Origin of the sequence: Streptomyces lomondensis (assembly GCF_014651035.1) — a bacterium.
GTDB lineage: Bacteria > Actinomycetota > Actinomycetes > Streptomycetales > Streptomycetaceae > Streptomyces > Streptomyces lomondensis.
On the sequence record NZ_BMWC01000002.1, the window covers coordinates 380,738 to 407,719 of the forward strand.

Consider the following 26,982-nt stretch of genomic DNA (forward strand, 5'->3'; position numbering starts at 1 on the left):
TCGGCGCCGAGGATCACATTGACCACGGGACGGCCTTCCCCGGAGGGTTGGCTGCATGCCCCATGCATCTGCCCCTTCCGCGCTGTCCGACGCCCTCTTCGCCGGGGAGCCGACGTGCAGGGGGTGCTGAGCGGGTTCGCGGTCATCGCGGTCGTCATCGGGGTGGGCTATCTGATCGGTCGCCGGGGATATCTGGGCGACGGCGGCCGCGAGGTCCTGACCAAGCTGGCCTTCCACGTGGCGTCTCCCGCCCTGCTCTTCACGACCCTCGCCGAGGCCGACCTGTCGGTGATCTTCTCCGACCGGCTGCTGGTCACGGCGATGAGCACGGCAGCGGCGGCGGGGGTCTTCGTGGCGGTGGGCGCCGCGCGCGGCTGGGGCGTGGGCCGGACGACGATCGGCGCGCTCTGCTCCAGCTACGTCAACTCCGGGAACCTCGGCATTCCGATCGCCGTGTACGTGCTGGGCGACGCGTCACTGGTCGCGCCGGTGCTGCTGTTCCAGCTGGTCGGCGTCACGCCGGTGGCGCTCACGATTCTGGACCTGGCGAGCGGCGGGGAGAAGCGGCCGCTGTGGCAGCGGCTGCTCACGCCGCTGCGCAACCCGATCGCGCTGGGCTCCCTGGCCGGGGTGGCGGCATCGGCGTCGGGGCTCCATGTCCCGGGCCCGCTGATGGACCCACTCACCCTCATCGGCAACATGTCCGTACCCGCGGTGCTGTTGGCCTTCGGCATCTCGCTGAGGGGCAGCACGCTTCCGCTGCGCGGGGCTGAACGAGCCCCTGTCCTCCTCGCCGTGTCGCTGAAGTCGTTCGCCCAGCCGGCGATCGCCTGGGCCCTGGCCACGGGCGTCTTCGGCCTGCACGGGGCGCCCCTGCTCGACGTGGTGGTGACGTCGTCGCTTCCGGCGGCACAGAACCTCTTCACGTACGCGAGCAGCTATCGGGTCGGGGAGGTTCTGGCGAGGGAGGCGATCTTGTTGTCGACGGTGGTGGCGGTGCCGGTTCTGGTGGTGGTGGCGGCGCTTCTCGGGTGACTTACCTCTGCGGGAACTCGTCGGTGTCGAGCTTCAGGCCGAAGGGCTCCGGCAACTCGATCTGCTCGCCGAACTTCCCTGCGTGCAGAACCCGGTAGACGTCGCCTTGCGGTTCGCCGTAGAGCGTGATGGTGGGGCCACCGGGGGCCCAGCCGTCGATGAGCAAGTACAGCGGAACACCGGCCTGGGCATAACCTGCGGCCTTCTTGATCCGGTCGTGGGTCGCATTGGACTTGGACGTGATCTCGACGACCAGCTCGGCGGCAGCCGCTGGGATGAAGTTGCCGCCCTCGTCACGCAGCACCTGCCTGGGAGCGACTGCGAGATCAGGAATGTAGAGCCCGTCACGCGACGGGACCGCCGTGCCCAGGGTCTGATAGATGCCCCAGTGCCTGGGGATGACCTCGTACAGGGCTCGCTGAACCAGGTCAGCGATGTCGTTGTGGGCATTGGACGGCGGTGGTGCCACGGTGACGATCCCCTCGATGATCTCCACCTTGCAGCCCTCTGGCGCGTCCGTCTCCTGCCAGATCCGGACGAGGTCGTCCCACTCGTGGCCGTTGGCCGTCGAATGGTCGACTGTGAGTGCGCTCATGGCGGTCTCCAATCGGTGCGTCACCGATCCCAGCATGCCGAACGGGACCGGCGGTGGTCCACCGGCCCCGTTCACCCGAAAGGGAAAGCCCCTGGTCAGGCGATACGTTCCAGCACCACCGGCGACGCCGTGAAGGCCGTCCCCGGCGCGGCGATGTCGTACGAGCCCGCCACCGCCTCCAGCGCGTACGCGAACCGCTCCGGCGTGTCTGTGTGCAGGGTCAGCAGGGGCTGGCCCTCCGTTACCGTGTCGCCCGGCTTGGCGTGCATCTCCACGCCCGCGCCCGCCTGGACCGGGTCCTCCTTGCGGGCGCGGCCCGCGCCCAGGCGCCAGGCGGCGACGCCGATGCCGTACGCGTCGAGGCGGGTCAGGACACCGGAGGCCGGGGCCTTGATCACGTGCTGTTCGCGGGCCACCGGCAGCGCCGCGTCCGGGTCGCCGCCCTGCGCCGCGATCATCCGGCGCCAGACGTCCATCGCCGAGCCGTCGGCCAGGGCCTTCGCCGGGTCGGCGTCCCTGATGCCCGCCGCGTCGAGCATCTCGCGGGCCAGGGCGATCGTCAGCTCGACCACGTCCGCCGGGCCGCCGCCCGCCAGGACCTCCACCGACTCGCGGACCTCCAGGGCGTTGCCGGCCGTCAGGCCGAGCGGGGTCGACATGTCCGTGAGGAGCGCGACCGTCTGCACGCCGTGGTCGGTGCCCAGGCCGACCATCGTGGAGGCCAGTTCGCGGGCGTCCTCGATGGTCTTCATGAAGGCGCCCGAGCCGACCTTCACGTCCAGGACCAGCGAGCCCGTGCCCTCCGCGATCTTCTTCGACATGATCGAGGAGGCGATCAGCGGGATCGCCTCGACCGTGCCCGTGACGTCGCGCAGGGCGTAGAGCTTCTTGTCGGCGGGGGCCAGGCCGTCGCCCGCCGCGCAGATCACCGCGCCCGTGGTCTCCAGGACGTGCAGCATCTCCTCGTTGGAGAGCAGGGCCCGCCAGCCGGGGATCGACTCCAACTTGTCCAGCGTGCCGCCCGTGTGGCCGAGGCCGCGGCCCGAGAGCTGGGGGACGGCGGCGCCGCAGGCCGCGACCAGCGGGGCCAGCGGCAGGGTGATCTTGTCGCCGACGCCGCCCGTGGAGTGCTTGTCGGCCGTCGGGCGGGACAGGGACGAGAAGTCCATGCGCTCGCCGGAGGCGATCATCGCGGCCGTCCAGCGGGCGATCTCGCGGCGGTTCATGCCGTTGAGCAGGATGGCCATCGCGAGGGCCGACATCTGCTCGTCGGCCACCTCGCCTCGGGTGTACGCGTCGATGACCCAGTCGATCTGCTCGTCGCCGAGCTCGCCGCGGTCCCGCTTGGTGCGGATGACGGAGATGGCGTCCATGGCCATGACTTGCTTCCTTCCGAGGGTTCCAGAAGCCGTGCGGCCCCTCCGAGCCGGTCGCGTGACCGACGCGGAGGGGCCGCACGGGCGTTACTTGCTGAGGTGGCCCGGCCCGAAGGCCTGGGGCAGCATCTCCGACAGCGGCAGGATGCCCGCCGGGGTCTCCAGCAGGAGGTCCGGGCCGCCGAACTCGTACAGCAGCTGGCGGCAGCGGCCGCACGGCACGAGCGTGTCGCCGTGACGGTCGACGCAGGTGAAGTGCGTCAGGCGGCCGCCGCCGGTGTTGTGCAGCTCCGACACCAGGCCGCACTCGGCGCACAGGGCGAGCCCGTACGAGGCGTTCTCGACGTTGCAGCCGGAGATGATCCGGCCGTCGTCGACCAGGGCCGCCACACCGACCGGGTACCCGGAGTACGGGGCGTACGCCCGGGACATGGCGTCCCGGGCCACCGCGCGCAGCTTCTCCCAGTCGACGGCCCGGTCGGCAGCCCGGTCGGCGTCGGTCACTTGCCCTGTCCCTTCCGGTACGGCATGCCGTTCGCCCTCGGCATCCGCAGCCGCTGGGCGGACAGCGCGAGGACCACCAGGGTGATGACATACGGCGTGGCGGAGACGACCTGGTTCGGGACCTCGTCGGTGGAGGCGTACCAGGCGAACACCAGGGCGCCGCAGACCAGGGTGACGACGGCCGGCACGTACTTCTTGCGGACCACCAGCCAGATCGCGCCGATGATCAGCAGCAGCGCGCCGAGCAGCAGCAGGGCGTGGACGTTGGCGGAGCCGCCGCGCAGGTTGAGGCTGTCGGTGTAGCCGAACAGGCCGGCGCCGAGGGCGAGGCCGCCCGGCATCCAGTTGCCGAAGATCATCGCCGCGAGGCCGATGAAGCCGCGGCCGCTGACCTGGCCCTCCAGATAGAAGGGGTTGGCCACGATGGACAGGAAGACACCGCCGAGCCCGGCGAGGCCGCCGGAGATGACGACGGCGATGTACTTGTACTTGTAGACGTTGACGCCGAGGGACTCGGCGGCCACCGGGTTCTCGCCGCAGGAGCGCAGGCGCAGGCCGAACGCGGTGCGCCACAGGATCCACCAGGTGGCGGGGATCAGCGCGACGGCGATCAGGGTCAGCCAGGAGACGTTGGTGACCAGGCCGCCGAGCAGGCCCGCGATGTCGGAGATCAGGAACCAGCCCTTGTCGTTGAGCTCCCTGAGCCCGTCGGAGAGTCCGGGCACGGTGAAGCTGCCGAGGGAGTCGACCGCCGGGGACTGCTTGGCGGAGCCGCCCGCGTGGCCCTCGAAGGCGAGAGGCGCGAGGTAGCGGGTGGCGCCGAGGGCGAGGATGTTGATCGCCACACCGGAGACGATGTGGTTGACGTTGAAGGTGACGGTGACGAAGGCGTGCAGCAGGCCGCCGAGGCAGCCGCCGATGATGCCCACCAGGACACCGGTCCACGGGCCCCACTGGAAGCCGGCCCAGGCGCCGAACCAGGTGCCGAGGATCATCATGCCCTCGAGGCCGATGTTGACCACGCCCGCGCGCTCGGCCCACAGGCCGCCGAGGCCGGCGAGGCCGATCGGCACGGCGAGCTGGAGCGCGGTGGACATCTGGCTGACGTTGGTGATGCCGTCGGCGCCGGTGATGAGCCGGACGATCGAGGTGAGCGCCAGTCCGCCGGCGATGATCAGCAGCAGGACGGGCAGCGACAGGCGGCGGCCGGTCGGCGCCGCGGGCTGCAGCGTGGGCTGGTTGAGGTCGGTCGCGGTGGTCATCGGCCAGCCACCTCCTTCGTGGTGTCGTTGTTGCCGAGGACGTGACCGGCGGCCAGTTCGGCGCCGACCCGGCGCTGCTGGCGGCGCAGGCCCCACTCGCGGACGGCCTCGTAGGAGACGACGACCGAGAGCACGATCAGGCCCTGCATGATGACCGCGATCTCCTTGTCGTAGCCGTGGAAGTCCAGCTCGGGCGAGGCCTTGTCGAGCCAGGCCCACAGCAGCGCGGCGAAGGCGATGCCGACCGGGCTGTTGCGGCCGAGCAGGGCGATGCCGATGCCGAGGAAGCCGATGCCGGTGGGGAAGTTCAGGCTGTAGGTGTGGGTGTCGCCGAGCAGGATCGGCAGGCCGGCGAGGCCCGCGATGCCGCCGGAGAGCAGCATGGCGGTGAGCACCATGCGCTTGGGGTCGACGCCGCTGGCCGCCGCCGCGGTCTCCGAGGCGCCGGAGGCGCGCAGGTCGAAGCCGAAGCGGGTGCGGTTGAGGACGACCCAGTAGCCGATGCCGAGCAGCACGGCGAGCAGCACCAGGCCGTAGATCTCGCCGGCCGCGCCCATGCCGATGCCGGGGATCCAGCCGGAGGAGTGCATCTCGCCGGTGGTGTTGTTGTTGCCGACCTTCACACCGAAGACGTTCGGCAGCCACAGGTAGGCGATCACGGAGGTGGCGATCGCGTTGAGCATGATCGTGGCGACGACCTCGCTGACGCCGCGGGTGACCTTGAGGACACCGGCGATGCCGGCCCAGAAGGCGCCGGTGAGGACGGCGGTCAGGAGCAGCAGCGGGATCTGGAGGGCGGCCGGCAGAGCGACGTGGGCGCCGACGATCGCGGCCAGCATCGCGCCGAGCTGGTACTGGCCGTCGACGCCGATGTTGAACAGGTTCATCCGGAAGCCGATGGCCACCGCGAGCGCCGCGATGTAGTACATCGAGGCCTGGTTGATGACCAGCACCTGGATGTCCGAGAAGCCGATCTGCTCGAACATCAGGGCGAACGGCTCGACCGGGCTCTTGCCCGACGCGACCAGCACGATCGCGCTCAGGACGAAGGCCACGGCGAGCGCGATGACCGGTCCGGCCACCGCGAGGAGCACGCGCTCCCTGTCGAACTTCTTCATCAGCGGGCCTCGTCTTCCGGAGACTCGGGGGCGTCGGCCTTCGAGATCTCGGGGGTCTCTTCGTGCTCGAGGTGCCCGGTCACGGCACCGGTCATGGCCGAGCCGAGTTCCTCGGGGGTGATGGTGGCGGGGTCGGCGTCCGCGACCAGCTTGCCGTTGTAGATCACGCGCAGCGTGTCGGACAGGCCGATCAGCTCGTCCAGGTCGGCGGAGATCAGCAGCACGGCCAGGCCCTCGCGGCGGGCCTCGCGGATGTGGTCCCAGATGGCGGCCTGGGCGCCGACGTCCACGCCCCGGGTGGGGTGCGCGGCGATCAGGAAGCGCGGCTTGTGGCTCATCTCGCGGCCGACGATCAGCTTCTGCTGGTTGCCACCGGAGAGGGAGGCGGCGGTGACGTCGATGCCGGGGGTGCGCACGTCGTAGGCCTCGACGATGCGGCGGGTGTCCTCCTGGGCCGCCTTCGGGTCCAGCCAGACGCCCTTGGCGAGGGGTTTCTCGGTGACGTGGCCGAGGATGCGGTTCTCCCAGAGGGGCGCCTCCAGGAGCAGGCCGTGGCGGTGCCGGTCCTCGGGGATGTAGCCGACGCCCTGCTCGCGGCGCTTGCGGGTGGCCCAGCCGGTGATCTCCTCGTCGGCGAGCCGGATGGTGCCGGAGTCGGCGGCCTTCAGGCCGATGAGGGCGTCGACCAGCTCGGTCTGGCCGTTGCCCTCGACACCGGCGATGCCGAGGACCTCGCCCGCGTGGATGGTGAAGCTGATGTCGTCCAGGAGGGCCTTGCCGCCGGGGGCGGCCAGGCGCAGCTTGTCGACGCTGATGACCGGGCGGTCGGTGACCGTGGACTCGGCCGTCTCGGGCGTGGGCAGTTCGCTGCCGACCATCATCTCGGCGAGCTGGCGCGGGGTGGTCTCGGCGGGGACGGCCGTGCCGACCGTGGTGCCGCGGCGGATGACGGTGATCTCGTCGGCGACGGAGAGCACCTCGCCGAGCTTGTGCGAGATGAAGATGACCGACAGGCCCTCGGACTTCAGTTCGCGCAGGTTGGCGAAGAGGGCGTCGACCTCCTGCGGCACGAGCACGGCGGTCGGCTCGTCCAGGATGAGGATGCGGGCGCCGCGGTAGAGGACCTTGAGGATCTCCACGCGCTGGCGGGCGGCGACGCCGAGCTCCTCGACCAGCAGGTCGGGCTCGACGCCGAGGCCGTAGCGCTCGGAGAGCTCCTTGATCTTGCGGCGGGCCTTGGCGCCGATGCCGTGGAGCTGCTCGCTGCCGAGGACGACGTTCTCGAGGACCGTGAGGTTGTCGGCGAGCATGAAGTGCTGGTGGACCATGCCGATGCCGCGGGCGATGGCGTCGGCCGGCGAGGAGAAGCCGACCTGCTCGCCGTCGACGGCGATGGTGCCCTCGTCCGGCTTCTGCATGCCGTAGAGGATCTTCATCAACGTCGACTTGCCGGCACCGTTCTCACCGACGAGGGCGTGGACGGTGCCCTTGCGGACGCTGAGGTGGATGTCGTGGTTGGCCACGACGCCCGGGAAACGCTTGGTGATCCCGGCGAGTTCGACGGCGGTCACCGATTCGTTGACCGCCGCTCCGGCCGGAGGGCTGCTGGACGCGTTGATGGCGCACTCTCCTGGGGACGGGGGTCGTCTACGCGCGTAGCGCCCCTACGGCATACAGAGGGGCCGACGCACCGCGACAACGGGGTACGAGGAGCAGCCTCCCCGTACCCCGTTGAGCGGACGTAACCCCGGGGTTACTGCCTGCTCGACTTACGACTCGTCAGCTGCTCTTGACCTTGATCTCGCCGCTGATGATCTTCTCCTTGGCCGTCTTGATGGCTTCCTGGAGCTCGGCGTCGTCCGCGAACTTCGGGTTGGAGTTCGACAGGCCCACCTCGCCGGTCTTCAGATCGCCACGAACGATACCGGTCTCGGGCTTGCCGTCCTCGACCGACTTCGCCAGGTTGTACACCGCCTTGGCGACGTCCTTCATCGCCGAGGTGAGGATGAAGTCCTTGTACTTGGCGAGGGCGGCCTGCTGGTACTGGTCGGAGTCGACGCCGATGGCCCACACCTTGCTGGTGGCGGCGGCCTCGATCACGCCCTGGCCGGAGAGGCCCGCGGCCGCGTAGACCACGTCGGCCTTCTTCTCGATCTGACCTTCGGCGGCCGACTTGCCCTTGTCGGGGCTGGAGAAGCCGCCCTCCTCGGCCGTCTGGGTCAGGTACTGCGACAGGACCTTGACCTTCGGGTCGGTGTCCTTGACGCCCTGCTCGAAGCCCGCCTGGAACTTGTGGATCAGCGGGATGTCCACGCCGCCCACGAAGCCGACGACCTTCGACTTGGTGCTCCTGGCAGCGGCGACGCCGGCCAGGTAGGAGGCCTGCTCCTCGTTGAAGACCAGGTCGGCGACGTTCTTGGTGTTGATCGTGGCGTCGTCGACGATGCCGAACGTGGTCTTCGGGAACTTCTCCGCGGCACCCTTGACGGCCGCGGCGTACGCGTAGCCGACGCCGATGACCGGGTTGTAGCCCTGCTTCGCCAGCGAGACCAGGCGCTGCTCCTTGTCGGCGTCCGTCTCGCCCTCGGTGGGCTCGACGTCGGCCGTCTCGTAGCCGAACTCCTTCTGCGCCTGCTCCAGGCCCGCGTAGGCCGCGTCGTTGAAGGACTGGTCGCCCTTGCCGCCGACGTCGTACGCGATGGCGAGGCCCTTGTTCCCCTTCGAGTCCGACGACCCGGAGGTCGAGGTGCTGCCGCAGGCGGCGAGGGCGAGGGCCAGGGAGGCGGTCGCTGCGCCTGCGACCGTGATCCGGGAAATCCGGCGCATGTGTGGGTGCTCCTGTCGGGTCGCTTAGCGCCGGGACGGTTCGGCTTCGGCGCTGGCTTCGCCGCAGATTAACGCGCGTAGACCTCCCTGGAAACCCCTTCTGTCCACCTTGTTATGCGCCCGTGGCCAAGCCATCACCGGGTCTTGGCCGGGGCGTTGCCGACCGCAAACGGCGGGTGGCGCTGGGTGATCCGGGCGGGCGGTGTGCCGGGAACGGCGGAGCGGGCGGGCACCCTGGGTGCCCGCCCGCTCCGGCTGCCGTCCGACCTGTCGCGTCTACTCGGTCCGGACCTTGATGGAGCCGTCGATGATGCCTTGCTTGGCCTTGTCGACGGCCGCCTTGAGCCCCGGGACCTTGGCGTACTCGGGGTTCGCCTCGGACATGCCGACGCCGTTGACCTTCAGGTCGAAGGTCTGCGTGCCGGTCAGCGGCTTGTCGTCGTGGACGGACTTGGCCAGCGCGTAGACCGCGCCGCCGACGTCCTTGAGGGCGGAGGTGAGGATGTACTGCTTGTACGGGGCGAGGGCAGCCTGCTTGTACTGGTCGGAGTCGACGCCGATCGCCCAGACCTTCGCCTTTGCGGCGGCCTCGATGACGCCCTGCCCGGAGAGGCCGGCCGCCTGGTAGACGACGTCGGCCTTCTTCTCGATCTGGCCTTCGGCGGCGGCCTTGCCCTTGTCGGGGCTGGAGAAGCCGCCCTCCTCGGCGGTCTGGGTCAGGTACTGGGAGATGACCTTGACCTTGCCGCCGCTGGTGTCCTCGACACCCTGCTCGTAGCCGGCCTCGAACTTGTGGATCAGCGGGATGTCGACACCGCCCACGAAGCCGACGGTGTTCGACTTGGTGGCCTTGGCGGCGGCGACGCCGGCGAGGTAGGAGGCCTGCTCCTCGGCGAAGACGAGGGAGGCGACGTTCTTGCCCTCGACGACGGAGTCGACGATGCCGAAGGTGGTGTCCGGGTACTTGGAGGCCACGTTCTTCATGGCGGGGCCGTAGGCGAAGCCGACACCGATGATCGGGTTGTAGCCCTGCTTGGCCAGCGAGGCCAGGCGCTGCTCCTTGTCGGCGTCGGTCTCGCCCTCGGTGGGCTCGATGTCGGCGGTCGTGTACCCGAACTCGTCCTTGGCCTTGGTCAGGCCGGCGTAGGCGGCGTCGTTGAAGGACTGGTCACCCTTGCCGCCGATGTCGTAGGCGATGGCGAGACCCTTGTCGCCCTGGGTGTCACTGCCGCCGTTCTCACTGCTGGTGCCGCCACAGGCCGTGGCGACGAGCCCCAGCGACGCGACCCCCACCGCGACGCGGGTCAGTTTGGATATCCGACGCATCTGAAGTTCCCCATTCTCCAAAGCCCCGCAGCGGGTGCTCAGTTCGGCGCACATTAACGCGCGTAGACACTCCTGGGAACGGTTCGCCGCGGGGCCGTTATCCATTCGTGCCGATGGCCGGTTACGCCCTTGTGAACCACGGGATCGAACGGGGTCGAAAGGTGTACTCGGGGACACGGCGCGTGCCTGCTCGTCACGCGACCCAGGCTGCCTCTGGGCTGCGCCGGGCGCAACCGGAGGGTGCGCCGGGTCGGCCGGTGGGGGCGGGGTTGTGGTCAGTGTGCGGCGCCGTCGTGGCTTGTCGCGCAGTTCCCCGCGCCCCCAAGAGCGTCGGTGCTAGGGCCTGTCGTTTGGATCACGCCGCAGACGCGGGGTCTGGCACGCGCATCTGCCGCGTTGTCGTCGGTTGCCGACGCTCCGCGTCGACGCCCTCCTCCGCCTTGCAGCTGCACGCACCAGACCCCGCTCACCGGCGCTGAAAAGTACCGTCACTTCCCTGCGACCTGATCCAAACGACAGGCCCTAGCGGAGGCCGTTGACGAGGGCCGCGGCGGTGAAGAGTTCCACGCCGACCGTGATCGCCGACTCGTCGACGTCGAAGTCGCCCTGGTGGAGGTCGCGTACGTGGCGCTCGCCCGGGGTGCGTACGCCCAGGCGGGCCATCGCGCCGGGGACGTGCTGCAGGTACCAGGAGAAGTCCTCGCCGCCGAGGCTCTGCTCGGTGCCCTCGACGGACTCGACCCCGCGCCGGGCGATCATGGCGTCGCGCAGCAGCTCGGTGACGCCGGGCTCGTTGACGACGGGCGGGACCCCGCGCACGTAGTTGATCTCCGACTTGGCGCGGTGCAGGTTGGCGACCTCGTCGATCGCCGCGACCACGACGTCGGGCGCCGTCCGCCACGCCTCGATGTCGAGGCAGCGCACGGTGCCGGAGAGCTCGGCGTGCTGCGGGATCACGTTCGGCGCGTGCCCGGACTCGACCCGGCCCCAGGTAATGGCCAGCCCGCTGCGGCTGTCGAAGCGCCGGCCGACCAGGGCGGGGACGTCGGTGACGACGCGAGCGGCGGCGGTGACCAGGTCGGTCGTCAGGTGCGGGCGCGCGGTGTGCCCGCCCGGGCCGGCCAGGGCGATCTCCAGCCGGTCGCAGGCGGAGGTGATGGGACCCTCCCGGAGCCCGATCTTCCCCGCGTCCACCCGGGGGTCGCAGTGCACGGCGACGATCGCGCCGACCCCTTCCAGCGCCCCGCAGCCGATGACGTCGGCGGCACCGCCGGGCAGCACCTCCTCGGCGGGCTGGAAGATCAGCCGGACGGGGCGGGGCAGCAGGCCCTGCTTGTGCAGTTCGGCGAGGACGAGGCCGGCGCCGAGGACGACGGTGGTGTGCACGTCGTGGCCGCAGGCGTGCGCGCGGTCGGGCACGGTCGAGCGGTACGGGCACTCGGACTTGGTGTCCGGGATGGGCAGGCCGTCGATGTCGGCCCGCAGGGCGAGCATGCTGGGACCCCCGTCCCACTGCTCGCCGGCTACGCCGATGTCACAGACGAGTCCGGTCCCGACGGAGAGGACACGCGGCTTGAGGCCGGCCTTCTCCAGCCGCTCCTTGATCGCCGCGGTGGTGCGGAACTCCTGGTTGCCGAGCTCCGGGTGCATGTGCAGATCGCGTCGGAACGCGATGAGCTCGGCGCGCAGGGCGCCGGGCAGCACACCGGGAAGGACGGCTCCCCCGGGAAGAACGACCTCGGACTCCAGTGACATCAATTGCTTCACCCTCTGAAGGGTAGGGCGCCAGGGCGGTCGACTGACCCTCGATCAACAAAACTTCAACCCGTTCGGGGAAGAAAATATGACCGCCGGACGCATAGCTATCAACTGAGATGGGTAAACTCGCCCGCCTTTTGGGCCGAGTCGGGCCTCCGCACCCCACGGAGTGTGACTTTGACCACACCTGAGTCAGACTCCGGTATCCATCCATCCTCTCCACGGATACCACGCCCTGCGCGGCGAACACGGGCGCGTTCATCTGCCGGACGCCCGCCCCCGCTAGTGTGCGCCCCGTGCGCGCCCACAGCCCCGAGTTCCTTCAGGCCACCCAGACCTCGTACGACGCCATCGCCGAGGCGTACGCCGCCGGGTTTCCCGACAGTCTGACAGGGAGACCGCTGGAGAGCGCGCTGCTCACGGCCTTCGCGGAGCTGGCCCGTGTGCCCGGGGGGCCTGCGCGGCCGCCGGTCGCCGACATCGGCAGCGGCCCCGGGTACGTCGCGGCGCGGCTGCACGGCCTGGGCCTGCCGGTGTTCGGGGTCGACGTCTCGCCCCGCATGGTGGCCCTGGCCCGCCGGGCACACCCGGGGCTGCGCTTCCACGTCGGTTCGATGACGGCTCTGGACCTGCCGGACGAGACGCTCGGCGGCATCGTCGCGCTCTACTCGATCATCCATGTGCCGGACGACCATCTGCCGTCGGTCTTCGCCGAGTTCCACCGCGTCCTGGTGCCGGGCGCGCCCGTACTGCTCGCCTTCCAGTCCGGTGACGAGGACGGGCACCTGCGGCTGACCGAGCGCTTCGGGCAGGAGATCTCGCTCGACTACCACTGGCGCACCCCGGACACGGTCGCCGCGCACCTCGGGGAGGCGGGCCTGGAGCTCTACGCCCGGGTCGTGCGCGAGCCCGTGGGAGAGGAGAAACGCCCTCGGGCGTTCCTCCTGGCACACAAGCCCGACGGGGCGCCCGGGTCCGCCGCCGAGGGCCGCTAGCCCGCGGCCACCGCCCCCGCAGCTCCCGCCGTCCCGGTCGGGCCGGCCAGGGTCGTGGGACCCGGAGTAGTGGTGAAGTTCACCGTCCCGGGGGAGTTCGTCGGGCCGAGTGGGCCCGGGGTGTCCGGGACGTCCGGGGTGTTCTCCGGCTCCGCGGGGTCCGGTGGTGGTGCGGTCGACAGGCGGTGGACGTCCCGGGCCGTTCCCGTCACGCCGGACAGGAAGCCCTGTGCTCGGGGGGAGGCGTTCCGGGTCAGCCATGCCGGGTCGATGTCGCAGACCGCGACGCGGACCTCGGTGCCGGACAGGGCGAGGGGGAGGGTGTGGACGACCGTGGAGGGGAAGCTGAGGATCGTCCGGCCGATGGGGCCTCGGCGGGCGATCAGTTCGAGGGGGAGTTCGGGGCGGACGATCTCCAGGCCGGTCTCGACCGCGAGCCGGTGGAGCTTGTCCGTGCTCTCGCGGCGGTGGGCGAAGTAGCGCGTGGCACCGTGGGCCCTGGCCAGGGCGCGGACGGCCTCCAGGTAGCGGCCGTCGTCCACCACGCCCGTCTCCACCAGGGACGTGCCGACCATGTCGGCGCCCTTGGTGATGCGGGGCGGGCCGAAGCGGTCCCTGGTCCAGGCGAAGGTGTTGGCGCTGACGGCGACGCCCTCGGGGGTCTCCTCCATCGGCATGGAGGAGAAGATCTCCACCTGCCGCCTGGCCCCGGGGGTCAGCCGGCGCCGGGCCGAGGAGGACACCGGCGCGAAGATCAGGTCCCGCGGGCCGGGGCGGCCGCCCTTGCGGTGCCAGCGCACCAGGCGTTCGCCCCGGGCCAGCTGCCCGACGAACTCCATCGTCGCCGTGCCGTCGTCGACGACGACCAGGTCACGGGCGCGGGTGATCGTCAGCAGCAGCTGGACGTAGCGGGAGAAGGGGTCCCCCAGCACGATCCGGCGCGCCCTGCGGAGCAGGCCGGCCAGTCCGCCGATGGTCTGGAAGGGCGCGAGCGGACCGCCGCGCGCCTCCTCCCAGCGGACCTCGTGCCCCTCGTCACGGGCCAGGTCGGACATCCGCCGCAGCTGGCCGCGCGTCATCGGGTCGACGGGCGACAGCACCACGAGGGTGAGCCCCACGCCGGGGGCGTGCGCATGCGCCCACTCCAGCACGTTCAGCAGCTGTACCGGACTCTCGACGAACGCGAGAGTGTGGGTGCCGGCGTTCCCGGCGCGGGGGCTCATCGACGTACGACCGTCCCGTCGTAAGGGGGGTGTGGGGGGTGGTGCGCTCAGACGCCGACCGGCTCGCCCGCCGCGGCGGCGATCTCCGCCTCGGCGACGACACCGCTGACGCGGCGCAGCTTCTTCATCGGGCCGAGCTCGGACTCGTAGACCTTCTTGACGCCGTCGCCGAGGGAGGCCTCGATGGTGCGGATGTCGCGGACGAGGCGGGTCAGGCCCTGCGGCTCCACGGAGGCGGCCTGGTCCGAGCCCCACATGGCGCGGTCGAGGGTGATGTGGCGCTCGACGAAGGTCGCGCCCAGGGCGACCGCCGCGAGGGTGGTCTGGAGGCCGGTCTCGTGGCCGGAGTAGCCGATCGGGACGTTCGGGTACTCCTGCTGGAGGGTGTTGATCACGCGCAGGTTGAGCTCCTCGGCCTTCGCCGGGTAGGTCGACGTGGCGTGGCACATCAGGATGTTGTCGGAGCCGAGGACCTCGACCGCGTGGCGGATCTGCTTGGGGGTCGACATGCCGGTGGAGAGGATCACCGCGCGGCCCGTGGCGCGCAGGGCGCGCAGCAGCTCGTCGTCGGTGAGGGAGGCGGAGGCGACCTTGTGGGCGGGGACGTCGAACTTCTCCAGGAAGGCGACGGCCTCGGTGTCCCACGGGGAGGCGAACCAGTCGATGTTCTTGCTCTTGCAGTACTCGTCGATCTGGCGGTACTCGTCCTCACCGAACTCCACGCGGTGGCGGTAGTCGATGTAGGTCATCCGGCCCCAGGGCGTGTCGCGCTCGATGTCCCACTGGTCGCGCGGGGTGCAGATCTCCGGGGTGCGCTTCTGGAACTTGACCGCGTCGCAGCCGGCCTCGGCGGCCACGTCGATCAGCTTGAAGGCGTTCTCGAGCTCGCCGTTGTGGTTGATGCCGATCTCGCCGCAGACGTAGACCGGCTTGCCCGGGCCGACCTCGCGCGAACCGAACTGACGGATACGGGAGTTGGTGCTCATGGCAGGAGATGTCCTTACTTGGTGAGGGAATCGAGAGAGGGGCCGAGGATCCAGCTGGCGATCTCTCGGATCGCGCCGTCGCCACCGGGGACGGTGGTGACCGCGCGTGCGGCGCCGCGCACGACGTCGTGGGCGCTCGCGACCGCCACGGGCCAGCCGACGAGGGCGAAGCACGGGAGGTCATTGACGTCGTTGCCGACGTAGAGCACGCGCTCCGGCGCGATGCCCTGCTCCTCGCACCACTGCTTCAGCGCGAGGTCCTTGCGGTCGATGCCGTGCAGCACCGGGAGCTTGAGCTTCCGGGCCCGGGCGGCGACCACAGGGTTCTGTTCCGTGGACAGGATCAGCATCTTCAGGCCGCTCCTGCGGAGGGCCGCGATGCCGAGTCCGTCCCCGCGGTGCACGGAGACGAACTCCCGTCCGTCGGAGTCGACGAGCACCCGGTCGTCGGTCTGGGTGCCGTCGAAGTCGAGGACGACCGCGTCGATGTCGGCGGCGGTCGGGAGGGCGCCGGGGCGGTCCGCGTCGAAGAGCGGCGCGAGGGCCCGGGCGCGGGCGAGGTCGTGCGGGTCGTCGATCTCCAGCACGCGGGCGGGGTCGGTGCGGACCAGCTCGGTGCGGCCGAAGAAGCGGTGCTGGTGCTTGCGGAAGCCGGACGCCTCCATGGCGTAGGCGGCGCCGGTCTCCAGCAGGTCCTGGGGGCGGTCCTGGCGGCGGGGCCGGAAGGACTTGTCGTGGTTGACGCCGTAGCCGCCGCCGACCGCGGCGTCGGCCTCCGCGACGGAACCGGCCGCGACCTCGTCCTCCGCGTCCCGCCAGATGAACCCGTGGAAGGGGGCCACCGTCACCGCGGTGTCGGCGCCGTTCTCGGCGATCGCGCCCACGACCCCGTCGAGGTCCTCGCGGACGAGGAACGGGCTGGTGCACTGCACGAGCAGGACCACGTCCACCGGCGCGCCGTGCAGGGCCTCGTGGGCGTCCATGGCGTGCAGCACGGCGGCCTCGGAGGTGGCGGTGTCACCGGCGATGGCGGCGGGGCGCAGCACGACCTCGGCGCCCGCCTCACGGGCGGCGGCCGCGATGGCCTGGTCGTCGGTGGAGACCACGACGTCGGTCACGAGCCGGGCGCCGCGGCACTCGCGCACCGCCCGCGCCACCAGCGGGACGCCGCCGACGGGGAGGAGGTTCTTCGCGGGCACGCCCTTGGAGCCGCCGCGCGCGGGGATCACCGCGAGCACGCGGCGCACCGAGGCGCCTTTGCCCGCTTCCGGTTGGGACATGGGGTCTACTCCTTGAGCAGGGGTCTCGGGGCGGCTCACAGCTCCCCCATCCGCCGGATGACGGGCGCCACGCGCTGCACGCCGTGCCGGTAGGCGCCGCGCGCCGCCCGGCGCACGATCTGCCGGACCGGTCCGGGCTCCTTGTCGGCGGCGGGCGCGCCGGGCAGCGGGGTGCCGTCCGGGCCGAGGTGGTGGCGGGCGAGGATCCCGGGCAGATAGCCGGGCGCGGTGACGGGGGTGTAGTACGGGGTCAGCGGGGGCAGGCCGCCGGGCCGGCCGAGCAGCTTGGCGATGTGTTCGCGGGCCGCGTCGAAGGCGGAGTCGTAGGAGCCGTCCGCGACGACGCCCTGCCGGGAGACCCACTCCTCGTCCGGCACCGGCCGGTGCCCGGCGTCGAGCTGGTCCCAGGAGGCGAGGCAGCCGGAGCCGATGAAGTGGTGGTTGCCGAGCGACTCGCGGATGCCGAGGTCGGTCAGCACGACCGTGGGGATGCGGCGGTGCAGCGACTCCAGGGCGGCCGTGGAGCTGACCGTCACCAACAGGTCGGTGCGGTCGAGGACGTCGCCCATGTTCCCGTACACGAGGCGGAAGTTCTCGGGCGGGTCGAGGCGCTGCACCAGCTTCTGGTACGGCAACTCCTCGATGTGGGTGGTGTGTTCGCCGGGCTTGGAGCGCAGCTTCAGCAGCACCTCGCGCTCGGGGTGCCTGCGGGCGTGCTGCACCAGCCGGTTCAGCAGGTACGTACGGTCCTTGCGGCTTTCGGGGACCGAGGGCTGGGCGGCGAAGACGACCGTGTAGGGGTCGTGTTCACCTTCGTAGGGCGCGCCGCCGAGGAACGGCAGGGCCACCTCCGTCACCGACGAGGCGTCGGCGCCGACCCCTTCGTAGACGGCCCGGAAACGGTCCGCGTCCTGGCGGGAGTTGGCGAGGACGAGGTCCGCGCCGTGCCGCAGCAGCAGGCCGTCGGCGAGCTTCTCGTAGACGACGCCGACGTAGCCGGTGACGACGACGGGCCGCGAAGTCCTGTCCTCCCAGACGCGCTTGAGGCCGTGCAGCATCGCCTGCACACCGCCGCCCACGAGGGAGAGGACCAGCACGTCGTAGGACTCCTCGGCCATGACGCGCAGGAACTCGACCGCGGTGACCTCCCGCAGGGAGTCGGCGCGCACGCCGACTTCCTCCAGCTGGCGCGGGGTGGGCGTGGCCCGGCCGCGCAGCAGGAATCCGTCGAGGACAGGGCCGACTTGCGCGGCCTCGCGCGCTCCGGTTTCCATGGACGGTCCCGGGGCGATGCGGTGCGCGGTCAGCGCACCCCATTTCCATCGGGTGTCGGAGTCCGCGAGGACGGCGATTCGCGGGCGCTTCGGTGTACTTGCTGGCACGTCGATGACGCTAGGAAGCGAATCCTAGGTATGGCGGAACCCCGACTCAACGAAAAGTTAACAACACCCCACCGAGAGCCGAACTGGCCCGCTGGAAGGCGGGAAGTACACGGGGTGCACCGTTCTGACACATTGAGTTCACCCGGTGTACGTCCATCGGAAAGTTCCGCTGCCGGGCGGCCTCCTAACGTTTTGCGGGTGCCTAAGCTTTCCGTGATCGTGCCGTTCTACAACGTGCAGCAATATGCCCCGGACACCCTCAGAAGCCTCCGGCTGAACGCCGACCGGGATTTCGAGTTCATCCTGGTCGACGACCATTCGAAGGACGAAACCCCGGCCATTCTCGAACGAGCGGCCGAGGAACTTTCGGATGTCGCCCAGGTGCGGTACATCCGACACGAGAAGAACGGTGGTCTCGCCACCGCCCGCAACACCGGCCTGGACGCGGCACAGGGCGAGTACCTGACGTTCCTGGACGGTGACGACTGGCTGGCCCCCGGCTACCTCACCGAACTGGTGTCCGCCATGGACCGGTTGGGGTGCGACTTCGTGCGCACCGACCATGTGCAGGCCACCGCCCGGGCCCGTTCGGTGCACCGGGTCCCGGTCGGCCGCCGCTGGGAGGCGTTCGACCCGCGGGAGGCGATCCTCCCGGCGCACCGCTCCACGTCGGTGGACTACGCCTACGCCTGGGCCGGCGCCTACCACCGCCGCCTCGTCGACAAGGGCGTGCTCCACTTCACCGACGGGCTGCGCACGGCCGAGGACCGGCCGTGGATCTGGAAGCTGCACCGCGAGGCGGAGTCGTTCGCCGTGGTGAGCCTGCTGGGCGTGTTCTACCGGCGCGGGGTGGCCTCGTCCCTCACCCAGATCGGCGATGTCCGCCAGCTCGACTTCATCCGCGCCTTCGACCAGGTGATCGAGGAGACGGCCGCGGACCGCGAGGCCAACCGGCTGCTGCCCAAGGCGGTGCGGACCTACTGCGCGATCATCGCCCACCACCTCTCCAACGAAGACAGGTTCGAACCGGCCGTGGCGAGGCAGCTGCGGTCGATGAGCGCGGCGGCCATCAAGCGGATGCCGCAGGACGCGCTCCGTGACGCCCTGGAGGCCATGGACATGGACCGCGCGTCCAAGCTGCGGCGGCTGCGCCGCCGGGTGACCACGACGGGAGCGGCCGCCTGATGCCCGGAACCACTCAGATCTTCTGCGCCTCGACGCTGTACGGCGTCGCCACCCTGGCCGCCGCGATCGACTCGGACCTCTTCGAGGAGCCGGACCGCCGGGTGCTGCTGGTCTTCAACAACTCCGCGACCCCGGAGACCACCCCGGCCCTCGACGAGATGCCGGGCTTCGCGCCGCTGCGCGAGCACTTCGACGACGTGCTGTCCTGGAACGAGGCCATCCGGCCCTTCCACCCCGGGGCCTGGACCCCGCGCGCCGACGACATCCCGCTCTTCGAGCGCTATCTGCGGATGCTGTGGGGCCTCGGCGACGACCGCGTCAGCCTGGTCCTGGAGTCCATCCAGGTGGCGCCCGCGCTCACGGTGGCCCAGTTGTTCACCGACGCCCCTGTCGACGTCTACGCCGACGGCCTGATGAGCTACGGCCCCACGCGCAACAAGCTCGACCCGCTGGTCGGCACCCGCGTGCGGCGGCTGCTCCACCTGGACCTGGTGCCGGGGCTCACGCCGATGCTGCTGACCGAGTTCGGCGTGCCGGCGCACCTGGTGCCGACGCCCGCGTTCCTGAAGGTGCTGGGCGAGGTCACCGAGACCGTGCCCGAACTGCCCGACCTGCCCGGCGACTCGGCGCTGCTGCTCGGCCAGTACCTGTCGGCGCTGAACATCCTCTCCCCCGAGGAGGAAGAGGACCTGCACGTGCGGATGATGCGGGGCGCCGTCGCCCGCGGGCACCGCACGGTCGTCTTCAAGCCGCACCCGACCGCTCCGGCCCGCTACAGCCGCGCCCTGGAGACCGAGGCCGAGAAGCTCGGCGTCGACCTCACCGTGCTGGACACGCCCGTCCTCGCCGAGGTCCTCTTCGACCGCGCCCGGCCCGCACTGGTCATCGGCTGCTTCTCCACCGCCCTGTTCACGGCGTCGGCCTTCTACGACCTGCCGGTCGCGCGCATCGGAACCGAACTGCTGCTGGAACGGCTGACGCCCTACCAGAACAGCAACCGCATCCCCACCACGCTGGCGGACGCGCTGCTGCCCGACCTGGAGAGCGGCAACGCCGGCGACGTGCTGCCGGCCGAGCGGCTGTCCGACCTCGTCACTGCTGTCGGATTCACCATGCAGCCGCAGATCTACCCGGAGCTGCGTGAGCAGGCCGAGCAGTTCCTCGCCCGCCATCTCGGTCCGCGCACCCGGCGCTACTTCAAGAAGCGCCGCCTCACCTCGCTCGGGCTGCCGGGAGGAATTCCGCAGCGGCTGGCGTTCCTGCCCCGCAATTCCGCGGCACGCCGAGTGGTCCGGCGGGCGCGGGCGCTGCGCAAGGCGGTACGCCGCTGAAAGGCCCACTCGACAGGCGGTCTCGGCAACATCCAGATGAACCCATGGAGACCGGCAGGCGAAGCCTGTTGCCATCGAACGTAATTGCGTCAATTCACGTCCTAGGGTGACAGGCGCCCTGCCCGCCCCACAGGCGGCCCAGGTAAAGGACATACGAGCCACACAGAGGTTTTCAGCGTGACCGAGACGGTCGTCACCCCCCGCAAGCCCCAGCCCGGTGTCGCGGTGCTGGTCGAACCACCGGGCGCCACGACCGTCCCACGGCGCCGGCAGAGTTCCGGCGGCCGGCTGCGCGCCCTCGACGGCCTGCGGCTGGTGGCCGCGCTGATGGTGGCGGCGTACCACTACGGCGGGCGTGACGGCGAGGTCGCCGAGGCCTGGGGCTCCTCGCCGAAGCTCCAGTTCCCCACGCTGCACGAGTTCTTCGCCTACGGCTGCCTCGGCGTCCAGGTGTTCTTCGTGATCAGCGGGTTCGTGATCTGCATGAGCGGCTGGGGCCGGCCGCTGAAGTCGTTCTTCGCCTCCCGGGCCTCCCGGCTGCTGCCCGCCTACTGGGTGGCGGTCGTGCTCGTCACGGCGGTGTTCGCGCTGCCGATGGTGGCCTACAAGGCGGTCTCGCCTAGCGACGCCCTGGTGAACCTGACCATGCTTCAGATGCCGCTGGGCGTGGACCGGGTGCTCGGGGTGTGCTGGACGCTGTGGGCGGAGATCCGCTTCTACGCCCTGTTCGCGCTGTGCGTCGTGCTGCCCGGGGCGAACCGCCGCCGGGTCATCATGTTCTGCGCGGGCTGGATGCTGGCGGCGGTGATCGCCGAGAACGCGAACATGCCGCTGCTCGACATCGTCCTGATGCCCGAGTACGCGCCCTTCTTCATCGGCGGTGTCGGCCTCTACCTCGTCCACCTCGACCGGCGGGACGCCTACGGGTGGGGCATCGTGGCCGTGAGCTGGCTGATCGGGCAGCACTACGCGGTGCAGAGCCTGTGGCACGCCCCCGACGCGGGCGGGTTCTCGTACCGCTCCTCGCTCGGGATCGCCCTCGTCGTGACCTTCGGCTTCGTGGCGGTCGCGGCGATCGCGCTGGGCTGGCTGCGCTGGGCGAACTGGCGCTGGCTGACGGTGGCGGGGGCGCTGACGTATCCGTTCTACCTGGTCCACGAACATCTCGGCTGGGTGGTGATCCACGCCCTGCACCGCGGCCTCGGTCTGCCATCGGCGGCGACTTTCTCCCTGACGGTGGCGTCAATGCTGCTGCTGGCGTGGCTGCTGAACAAATATGTGGAAAAGCCGCTGACGCCACGGCTGCGGGCCGCGCTGGCCAAGGCCCGCTGAGCTGTTCACGGGACGTTCAACCCACCGTCGGTTTGGGCAACGCTCACAGAGAAGGCTCGTCTCATGACCAACGCACAAGCGACCGACAAGCACCCCGGCGAACTCGCGGACGTCCCGGGCTGGTTCCCACCGCTGGACCAGGTGCTGTTCACCTGGTTCCTGGAGCAGCAGAAGAAGCAGGGGATGAGCGGCGACCTGCTGGAGCTCGGCGTCTACATGGGCAAGAGCGCGATCCTGCTCGGCCACCACCTCCAGGAGGGCGAGAAGTTCACGGTCTGCGACCTGTTCGAGGGCGAGGCCCCGGACGGCGCCAACAAGGCGGAGTCGCAGAAGTCGTACGCCTCACTGACCCAGCAGGCCTTCGAGCGGAACTACCTCTCCTTCCACGACACCCTGCCGACGGTGATCGCGGGCCCCAGCTCCCTGGTGTCCGAGAAGGTGGCCCCCGACACCTGCCGTTTCATCCACATCGACGCCTCGCACCTGTACGAGCACGTGTACGGCGACATCGGCGCGGCCCACGACATCCTGCGCCCCGACGGCATCGTGGTCCTCGACGACTTCCGCTCCGAGCACACCCCGGGTGTCTCGGTCGCCGCCTGGGAGGCGGTCCTCAACCGCGGGCTGCGCCCGATCTGCCTGAGCACGCAGAAGCTGTACGGCACCTGGGGCGATCCCGAGCCGCTCCAGGAGGAGCTGCTCGCCATGCTCCGGCAGCGCTCGGACTGCGGGCTGAGCGTGCAGCAGGCGGCCGGTCACCGGCTGGTCCGCGCCCGCTCCAAGGGCATGAAGCCGCCCGCGTTCCCGCCCTCCCGGCACTACGTGGAGCCCGCGCCGGCACCGGTCCCCGCCCCCAAGGCCACCGAGTCCCGCGCGGCGCGCCCGGCCCGGCCCGCCCCGTCCCGGGCCCGCCGGCTCGCCAAGGACCTGCTGCCGCCCGTGGTCACCCGGGCCGTACGGCGGGCCCGCGCGAACCGGTCCTGACCGCGGGGTGTCATGAGACGCCGTACCGCACCCCGATCCCCTCGACCACGACGGCGAGTCCCTCCTCGAAGTGCCGGTCGTAGTCCTCGAAGATCTCCGCGCCCGCCTGGGCCGACAAGGGAAAGTCGGCCATCAGGCGGGCGCGTTCGTCCATGTCGTAACCCTCGCGGCGCTCGCCCGGCAGAGGGTGCACGCCCTGCTCCTCGGTGACGAAGCCCAGCGTGTACAGGTAGGCCGTGGTGAGCGCCCGGGCCGCCTGCGGGAGCGTGAATCCGGCGGCCGTGAACAGGCGCAGGTTGTCCTCCATCGGGCCGGCGTGCTCGATGCCGATGAAGCGTGAGCCGCTGAACACCTTCGCGCCGTCCCGGTAGCCGAGCAGGGCCGCGCGCAGCCCCCGGTTGGCCTTCAGCAGCCGTTCCCGCCAGGTGTCGGCCGGGTCGAGGGCGGCCTCGGCGACCATCCGGCGGTACATCTCCGTCGCCATCTCGTCCAGCAGCGCCTGCTTGTCCTTGAAGTGCCAGTAGAGGGCGGGCGCCTTCACGTCCAGTTCCCGGGCAATGGCGCGCAGGGTCAGGCCGTCCAGGCCCACGTCGTTCAGCAGCCGCAGCGCGGTGTCCGCGACCCGTCGGCGGTCCAGGGGCGCGCGTCGTTCCGTACTCACGCTTGACAATTTAACACCGTTAAGGAGACGCTCGTCAGCGTGCTTGCTTAACGGCGTTAAGGAAAGGGCGGGTGGGGCATGGACACGGATGTGCTGGTGGTGGGGGCGGGCCCGACCGGGCTCGCGCTCGGCGTCGACCTCGCGCGGCGGGGCGTGGCCGCGCTGGTCGTCGAGCGGTCCGGGGCGTTGTTCCCCGGCTCGCGCGGCAAGGGGATCCAGCCGCGCACGATGGAGGTCTTCGACGATCTGGGCCTGCTCGGCGCGATCCGCGCGGCGGGCGGCCCCTACCCGGTGGGGATGGTCTGGCAGGACGGGAGGCGCGCGGGCGAGCACCGGATGTTCGACCCGGCCGAGGCGAGCGAGGACGCGCCGTACGACGAGCCGTGGATGGTGCCGCAGTGGCGCACGCAGGAGATCCTGCGGGCGCGTCTGGAGGAGCTGGGAGGACGGGTCGCCTTCGGCCGGGAGGTCACCGGCCTGACGCAGGACGCGGACGGGATCCGCGCCGAGTTCGCCTCCGGCGAGACCGTCACCGCCCGGTACGCCGTCGCGGCGGACGGCGGCCGCTCGACCGTGCGCGCCCTGCTCGGCATCGGCATGACGGGCGAGACCGTCGACCCGAACCCGATGCTGGTCGCGGACGTCCGGATCAGTGGCCTGGACCGGGACAACTGGCACCTCTTCCCGCCGGGCGGGGAGAGCGACGGCTTCCTCGCGATCTGTCCGCTGGCCGGCACGGATGACTTCCAGCTGGTGGCGCAGTTCCCCGACGGGACGGCCCCGGACCTCTCCCTGGAGGGCCTGCGGAAGGTCGTCGCCGCCCGTACGCATCTCGCGCCGGAGGCCGTGACGGAGCTGCGCTGGGCCTCGGACTTCCGCCCCCGGGCGGCCCTGGCGGACCGCTTCCGCTCCGGGCGGGTCTTCCTCGCCGGCGACGCGGCGCACGTGCACTCCCCGGCCGGCGGCCAGGGCCTCAACACCAGCGTCCAGGACGCCTACAACCTGGGCTGGAAGCTGGGCGCGGTGCTGCGCGACGGCGCGGACCCGGCCCTGCTCGACTCCTACGAGGAGGAGCGGCGGCCCGTCGCCGCCGACGTGCTCGGGCTGTCCACGCGGGTGCACCGGGGCGAGACCCGGCGCGGCGGCGCCACCCGCCAACTCGGCCTCGGTTACCGGGAGTCGTCCCTCACCCGCGAGACCCGGACCGACCCGGGCCCGCTCCGGGCCGGCGACCGCGCCCCCGACGGGACGGTGGACGGCGTCCGGCTCTTCGACGCGTTCCGCGGGCCGCACTGGACGCTGCTGGCCCTGGGCGGAGCGCCGGCCCCGGTCCTCCGGGCGCCGGTACGGGTGGTACGGGGGCCCGCGCCCGGGGCGTACGGGCCCGGCCTGTACCTCGTCCGCCCCGACGGCTACGTCGGCTGGGCGGGCGGCACGGCGGCCGGACTTCCCCAGTACCTCCGCCGCTTCGGCCAGGGCCGGTGAGGGCGCCCTACGCGCCCGTCAGCGACAGCTTCACGGCGAAGCCCAGGAACAGCGCACCCGCGGCCGAGGTCGCCCCCGCCGACAGGCGCCTGCGGCGGCGGAAGGCGGCGGCCAGCCTGGTGCCGCCGAATATCAGCGCGCTGAGGTACAGCACGCTGGCGAGCTGCGCGAACGCGCCGAGGACGACGAAAGACAGGGCGGGATAGGCGTATGCCGGGTCCACGAACTGTACGAAGAAGGCGACGAAGAAGAGGATCGCCTTGGGGTTGAACAGGCTGACGACGAAGGCGCGGCGGAAGGGCCGCTCCTCGGCCGGCGCGGGAGCCTCGCCCTCGGCGGACCGCTCGCCCCGCGTCCGCCACATGCCCCACGCGGCCCGCAGCATGCCGAGGGCCAGCCACGTCAGATAGCCGGCCCCGGCGTACTTCACGATCCCGAACAGCACGGCGTTCGCCTGCAGCAGCGAGGCGACCCCGGCCGCGGACAGCGTCATCAGCACCGTGTCCCCGCACCAGACTCCGGCGGCGGCGGTGTAGCCCGCCCGCACGCCCCGTCGGGCGGCGACGGACAGCACGTACAGCGAGTTGGGACCGGGCAGCAGGATGATCAGGACAAGGCCCGCCAGGTAGGCGGGCAGATCGATGACACCGAACATGCGAAGGAGTGTCGCACGCGGGTCTGACACCCGGACAGCACGCTCCCCGCCCCGGGTCCAGGTCAGAAGGCGTCCGACGGGACGTACGTCCCCCACACCTCGCGCAGCGCGTTGCACACCTCGCCCACCGTCGCCCGGGCCTTCAGCGCCTCCCGCATCGGGTACAGGACGTTGTCGTCGCCCTCGGCGGCCTTCTTCAGGGCGGCGAGGGCCGCGTCCACGGCCGGCTGGTCGCGCTCCGCGCGCAGCTTGGCCAGGCGCTCGGCCTGCTGGGCCTCGATGGCGGGGTCGACGCGCAGCGGCTCGTACGGCTCCTCCTCGTCGAGCTGGAAGCGGTTGACGCCGACCACGACCCGCTCGCCGGAGTCGGTCTCCTGGGCGATGCGGTAGGCGCTGCGCTCGATCTCGTTCTTCTGGAAACCGCGCTCGATCGCCTCGACCGCGCCGCCCAGCTCCTCGACCCTGCCCATCAGCTCGACGACTGCGGCCTCCACGTCGTCCGTCATCTTCTCGACGGCGTAGGAGCCCGCGAACGGGTCCACGGTGGCCGTCACGTCCGTCTCGTGGGCCAGGACCTGCTGGGTGCGCAGGGCCAGCCGGGCGGACTTGTCGGTCGGCAGGGCGATGGCCTCGTCGAAGGAGTTGGTGTGCAGCGACTGGGTGCCGCCCAGCACCGCCGCCAGGGCCTGGACCGCCACGCGGACCAGGTTCACCTCCGGCTGCTGGGCCGTCAGCTGCACCCCGGCCGTCTGCGTGTGGAAGCGCAGCATCAGCGACTTCGGATCGCGAGCGCCGAACTCCTCACGCATCACCCTGGCCCAGATCCGGCGCGCGGCGCGGAACTTGGCGACCTCCTCCAGCAGCGTCGTACGGGCGACGAAGAAGAACGACAGGCGCGGCGCGAAGTCGTCCACGTCCATGCCCGCCGCCACCGCCGTGCGCACGTACTCGATGCCGTCGGCGAGGGTGAAGGCGATCTCCTGCACGGGGCTCGCGCCCGCCTCGGCCATGTGGTAGCCGGAGATCGAGATCGTGTTCCACTTCGGGATCTCGGCCCGGCAGTACTGGAACGTGTCCGCGATCAGCCGCAGCGACGGCTTCGGCGGGAAGATGTACGTGCCACGGGCGATGTACTCCTTCAGCACGTCGTTCTGGATCGTGCCCGTCAGCTGGTCGGCGCTGACCCCCTGCTCCTCGGCGACCAGCTGGTACAGGAGCAGCAGCACCGCCGCCGGGGCGTTGATCGTCATCGACGTGGAAACCTTGTCCAGCGGGATGCCGCCGAACAGCACCCGCATGTCGTCGATCGAGTCGATGGCCACACCCACCTTGCCGACCTCGCCGTGCGCCAGCGGGGCGTCGGAGTCGTGGCCCATCTGGGTGGGCAGGTCGAAGGCGACCGACAGGCCCGTCGTACCGTGGGCGATCAGCTGCCGGTAGCGGGCGTTGGACTCCGCCGCCGTGCCGAAGCCCGCGTACTGGCGCATCGTCCAGGGGCGGCCGGTGTACATCGACGGATACACACCCCGCGTGTACGGAAACGCCCCCGGCTCCCCCAGCTTCTCCGCCGGATCCCAGCCCGCCAGGGCCTCCGGCCCGTACAGCGGCTCGATCGGCAGTCCGGACTCCGACTCTCGCGCCATGGTGTGATGCCTCCCACAGAGTGACCTCGCTCACCACCAT

23 protein-coding genes are annotated in these 26,982 nt (G+C 70.9%); 7 read left to right on the plus strand and 16 right to left on the minus strand.

Annotated elements, in window-relative coordinates; translation table 11 throughout:
- Positions 1–114 precede the first annotated feature (114 nt).
- On the plus strand, positions 115–1,035 hold the full coding sequence (locus IE255_RS09155; RefSeq protein WP_190049684.1) for an AEC family transporter: 921 nt from the start codon (positions 115–117) through the stop codon (positions 1,033–1,035).
- 1 nt (position 1,036) lies between these two features.
- Here IE255_RS09155 and IE255_RS09160 read toward each other — a convergent pair whose 3' ends face one another.
- The 9 genes from IE255_RS09160 to IE255_RS09200 form a co-directional block, all read right to left on the minus strand.
- On the minus strand, positions 1,037–1,630 hold the full coding sequence (locus tag IE255_RS09160; RefSeq protein WP_190049685.1) for a Uma2 family endonuclease: 594 nt from the start codon (positions 1,628–1,630) through the stop codon (positions 1,037–1,039).
- A 95-nt stretch (positions 1,631–1,725) separates the two neighbouring features.
- Positions 1,726–3,009: a thymidine phosphorylase gene (locus tag IE255_RS09165; RefSeq protein ID WP_190049686.1), complete on the minus strand. Its 1,284-nt coding sequence runs from the start codon at positions 3,007–3,009 to the stop codon at positions 1,726–1,728.
- A gap of 84 nt (positions 3,010–3,093) precedes the next feature.
- Positions 3,094–3,510, minus strand: a complete 417-nt coding sequence (locus IE255_RS09170; protein ID WP_190049687.1) for a cytidine deaminase — start codon at positions 3,508–3,510, stop codon at positions 3,094–3,096.
- A complete protein-coding gene (locus IE255_RS09175; protein ID WP_190049688.1) occupies positions 3,507–4,772 on the minus strand; it encodes an ABC transporter permease in 1,266 nt (421 codons plus the stop codon). Before IE255_RS09175 ends, IE255_RS09170 begins: the two co-directional genes overlap by 4 nt.
- Positions 4,769–5,890 carry an ABC transporter permease gene (locus tag IE255_RS09180; RefSeq protein WP_190049689.1) on the minus strand — a complete coding sequence of 374 codons (1,122 nt, stop codon included), beginning with the start codon at positions 5,888–5,890 and terminating at the stop codon, positions 4,769–4,771. Before IE255_RS09180 ends, IE255_RS09175 begins: the two co-directional genes overlap by 4 nt.
- Positions 5,890–7,461, minus strand: coding sequence for an ABC transporter ATP-binding protein (locus IE255_RS09185; protein WP_190049690.1), 1,572 nt, complete (start codon positions 7,459–7,461; stop codon positions 5,890–5,892). Before IE255_RS09185 ends, IE255_RS09180 begins: the two co-directional genes overlap by 1 nt.
- Before the next feature lie 208 nt (positions 7,462–7,669).
- A complete protein-coding gene (locus IE255_RS09190; RefSeq protein ID WP_190049691.1) occupies positions 7,670–8,716 on the minus strand; it encodes a BMP family lipoprotein in 1,047 nt (348 codons plus the stop codon).
- A 276-nt stretch (positions 8,717–8,992) separates the two neighbouring features.
- Positions 8,993–10,042: a BMP family lipoprotein gene (locus IE255_RS09195; protein ID WP_190049692.1), complete on the minus strand. Its 1,050-nt coding sequence runs from the start codon at positions 10,040–10,042 to the stop codon at positions 8,993–8,995.
- Positions 10,043–10,564: 522 nt separating this feature from the next.
- Positions 10,565–11,797 (minus strand): M20 family metallopeptidase, encoded by a 1,233-nt coding sequence (locus IE255_RS09200; protein ID WP_190050090.1) that lies wholly within the window; start codon positions 11,795–11,797, stop codon positions 10,565–10,567.
- A gap of 299 nt (positions 11,798–12,096) precedes the next feature.
- Here IE255_RS09200 and IE255_RS09205 point away from each other — a divergent pair, with 299 nt between their 5' ends.
- Positions 12,097–12,795 carry a class I SAM-dependent DNA methyltransferase gene (locus IE255_RS09205; RefSeq protein WP_190049693.1) on the plus strand — a complete coding sequence of 233 codons (699 nt, stop codon included), beginning with the start codon at positions 12,097–12,099 and terminating at the stop codon, positions 12,793–12,795.
- Here the strand turns inward: IE255_RS09205 and IE255_RS09210 are convergent.
- The 4 genes from IE255_RS09210 to IE255_RS09225 are packed head-to-tail and all read right to left on the minus strand — an operon-like array spanning position 12,792 to position 17,666.
- A complete protein-coding gene (locus tag IE255_RS09210; protein WP_190049694.1) occupies positions 12,792–14,018 on the minus strand; it encodes a ferritin family protein in 1,227 nt (408 codons plus the stop codon). The genes IE255_RS09205 and IE255_RS09210 overlap by 4 nt on opposite strands.
- 47 nt (positions 14,019–14,065) lie before the next feature.
- Positions 14,066–15,004, minus strand: coding sequence for an N-acetylneuraminate synthase family protein (locus tag IE255_RS09215; RefSeq protein WP_190049695.1), 939 nt, complete (start codon positions 15,002–15,004; stop codon positions 14,066–14,068).
- 14 nt (positions 15,005–15,018) lie between these two features.
- Positions 15,019–16,284 carry an N-acylneuraminate cytidylyltransferase gene (locus IE255_RS09220; RefSeq protein ID WP_190049696.1) on the minus strand — a complete coding sequence of 422 codons (1,266 nt, stop codon included), beginning with the start codon at positions 16,282–16,284 and terminating at the stop codon, positions 15,019–15,021.
- A 35-nt stretch (positions 16,285–16,319) separates the two neighbouring features.
- The gene (locus tag IE255_RS09225) at positions 16,320–17,666 is read right to left on the minus strand and encodes a DUF6716 putative glycosyltransferase (protein ID WP_190049697.1); all 1,347 of its coding nucleotides are present in this window, start codon (positions 17,664–17,666) and stop codon (positions 16,320–16,322) included.
- 198 nt (positions 17,667–17,864) lie between these two features.
- On the opposite strand from IE255_RS09225, the gene IE255_RS09230 reads away from it, so the two are divergent.
- The 4 genes from IE255_RS09230 (at position 17,865) to IE255_RS09245 (ending at position 22,498) form a co-directional block, all read left to right on the plus strand.
- Positions 17,865–18,851 carry a glycosyltransferase family 2 protein gene (locus IE255_RS09230; protein ID WP_190049698.1) on the plus strand — a complete coding sequence of 329 codons (987 nt, stop codon included), beginning with the start codon at positions 17,865–17,867 and terminating at the stop codon, positions 18,849–18,851.
- Complete coding sequence (locus IE255_RS09235) at positions 18,851–20,182, plus strand: alpha-2,8-polysialyltransferase family protein (protein ID WP_190049699.1); 1,332 nt, start codon at positions 18,851–18,853, stop codon at positions 20,180–20,182. The genes IE255_RS09230 and IE255_RS09235 overlap by 1 nt, the downstream gene beginning before the upstream one ends.
- 177 nt (positions 20,183–20,359) lie before the next feature.
- Positions 20,360–21,514: an acyltransferase family protein gene (locus IE255_RS09240; protein ID WP_190049700.1), complete on the plus strand. Its 1,155-nt coding sequence runs from the start codon at positions 20,360–20,362 to the stop codon at positions 21,512–21,514.
- A gap of 63 nt (positions 21,515–21,577) precedes the next feature.
- Entirely contained in the window at positions 21,578–22,498 is a 921-nt protein-coding gene (locus IE255_RS09245; RefSeq protein WP_190049701.1) for a class I SAM-dependent methyltransferase, read from the plus strand.
- 10 nt (positions 22,499–22,508) lie between these two features.
- Here the strand turns inward: IE255_RS09245 and IE255_RS09250 are convergent, their stop codons facing one another.
- The gene (locus IE255_RS09250; protein WP_190049702.1) at positions 22,509–23,159 is read right to left on the minus strand and encodes a TetR/AcrR family transcriptional regulator C-terminal domain-containing protein; all 651 of its coding nucleotides are present in this window, start codon (positions 23,157–23,159) and stop codon (positions 22,509–22,511) included.
- Between the two features lie 78 nt (positions 23,160–23,237).
- Between IE255_RS09250 and IE255_RS09255 the strand changes: the two genes are divergently transcribed.
- Positions 23,238–24,644: an FAD-dependent oxidoreductase gene (locus IE255_RS09255; protein ID WP_190049703.1), complete on the plus strand. Its 1,407-nt coding sequence runs from the start codon at positions 23,238–23,240 to the stop codon at positions 24,642–24,644.
- Positions 24,645–24,651: 7 nt separating this feature from the next.
- Here IE255_RS09255 and leuE read toward each other — a convergent pair whose 3' ends face one another.
- Together leuE and IE255_RS09265 are read right to left on the minus strand one after the other, a co-directional pair.
- A complete protein-coding gene (gene leuE, locus IE255_RS09260) occupies positions 24,652–25,299 on the minus strand; it encodes a leucine efflux protein LeuE (protein ID WP_190049704.1) in 648 nt (215 codons plus the stop codon).
- Positions 25,300–25,361: 62 nt separating this feature from the next.
- A complete protein-coding gene (locus IE255_RS09265; protein ID WP_190049705.1) occupies positions 25,362–26,942 on the minus strand; it encodes an acyl-CoA mutase large subunit family protein in 1,581 nt (526 codons plus the stop codon).
- Positions 26,943–26,982 lie beyond the last annotated feature (40 nt).

Excerpts from the sequence above, each read along its gene's own strand:
- IE255_RS09160 (WP_190049685.1), bottom strand. The coding sequence starts at position 1,630 with ATGAGCGCACTCACAGTCGACCATTCGACGGCCAACGGCCACGAGTGG.
- IE255_RS09165 (WP_190049686.1), bottom strand. The coding sequence starts at position 3,009 with ATGGCCATGGACGCCATCTCCGTCATCCGCACCAAGCGGGACCGCGGC.
- IE255_RS09175 (WP_190049688.1), bottom strand. The coding sequence starts at position 4,772 with ATGACCACCGCGACCGACCTCAACCAGCCCACGCTGCAGCCCGCGGCG.
- IE255_RS09180 (WP_190049689.1), bottom strand. The coding sequence starts at position 5,890 with ATGAAGAAGTTCGACAGGGAGCGCGTGCTCCTCGCGGTGGCCGGACCG.
- IE255_RS09190 (WP_190049691.1), bottom strand. The coding sequence starts at position 8,716 with ATGCGCCGGATTTCCCGGATCACGGTCGCAGGCGCAGCGACCGCCTCC.
- IE255_RS09195 (WP_190049692.1), bottom strand. The coding sequence starts at position 10,042 with ATGCGTCGGATATCCAAACTGACCCGCGTCGCGGTGGGGGTCGCGTCG.
- IE255_RS09200 (WP_190050090.1), bottom strand. The coding sequence starts at position 11,797 with ATGTCACTGGAGTCCGAGGTCGTTCTTCCCGGGGGAGCCGTCCTTCCC.
- IE255_RS09210 (WP_190049694.1), bottom strand. The coding sequence starts at position 14,018 with ATGAGCCCCCGCGCCGGGAACGCCGGCACCCACACTCTCGCGTTCGTC.
- IE255_RS09215 (WP_190049695.1), bottom strand. The coding sequence starts at position 15,004 with ATGAGCACCAACTCCCGTATCCGTCAGTTCGGTTCGCGCGAGGTCGGC.
- IE255_RS09220 (WP_190049696.1), bottom strand. The coding sequence starts at position 16,284 with ATGTCCCAACCGGAAGCGGGCAAAGGCGCCTCGGTGCGCCGCGTGCTC.
- IE255_RS09235 (WP_190049699.1), top strand. The coding sequence starts at position 18,851 with ATGCCCGGAACCACTCAGATCTTCTGCGCCTCGACGCTGTACGGCGTC.
- IE255_RS09245 (WP_190049701.1), top strand. The coding sequence starts at position 21,578 with ATGACCAACGCACAAGCGACCGACAAGCACCCCGGCGAACTCGCGGAC.
- IE255_RS09255 (WP_190049703.1), top strand. The coding sequence starts at position 23,238 with ATGGACACGGATGTGCTGGTGGTGGGGGCGGGCCCGACCGGGCTCGCG.
- leuE (WP_190049704.1), bottom strand. The coding sequence starts at position 25,299 with ATGTTCGGTGTCATCGATCTGCCCGCCTACCTGGCGGGCCTTGTCCTG.
- IE255_RS09265 (WP_190049705.1), bottom strand. The coding sequence starts at position 26,942 with ATGGCGCGAGAGTCGGAGTCCGGACTGCCGATCGAGCCGCTGTACGGG.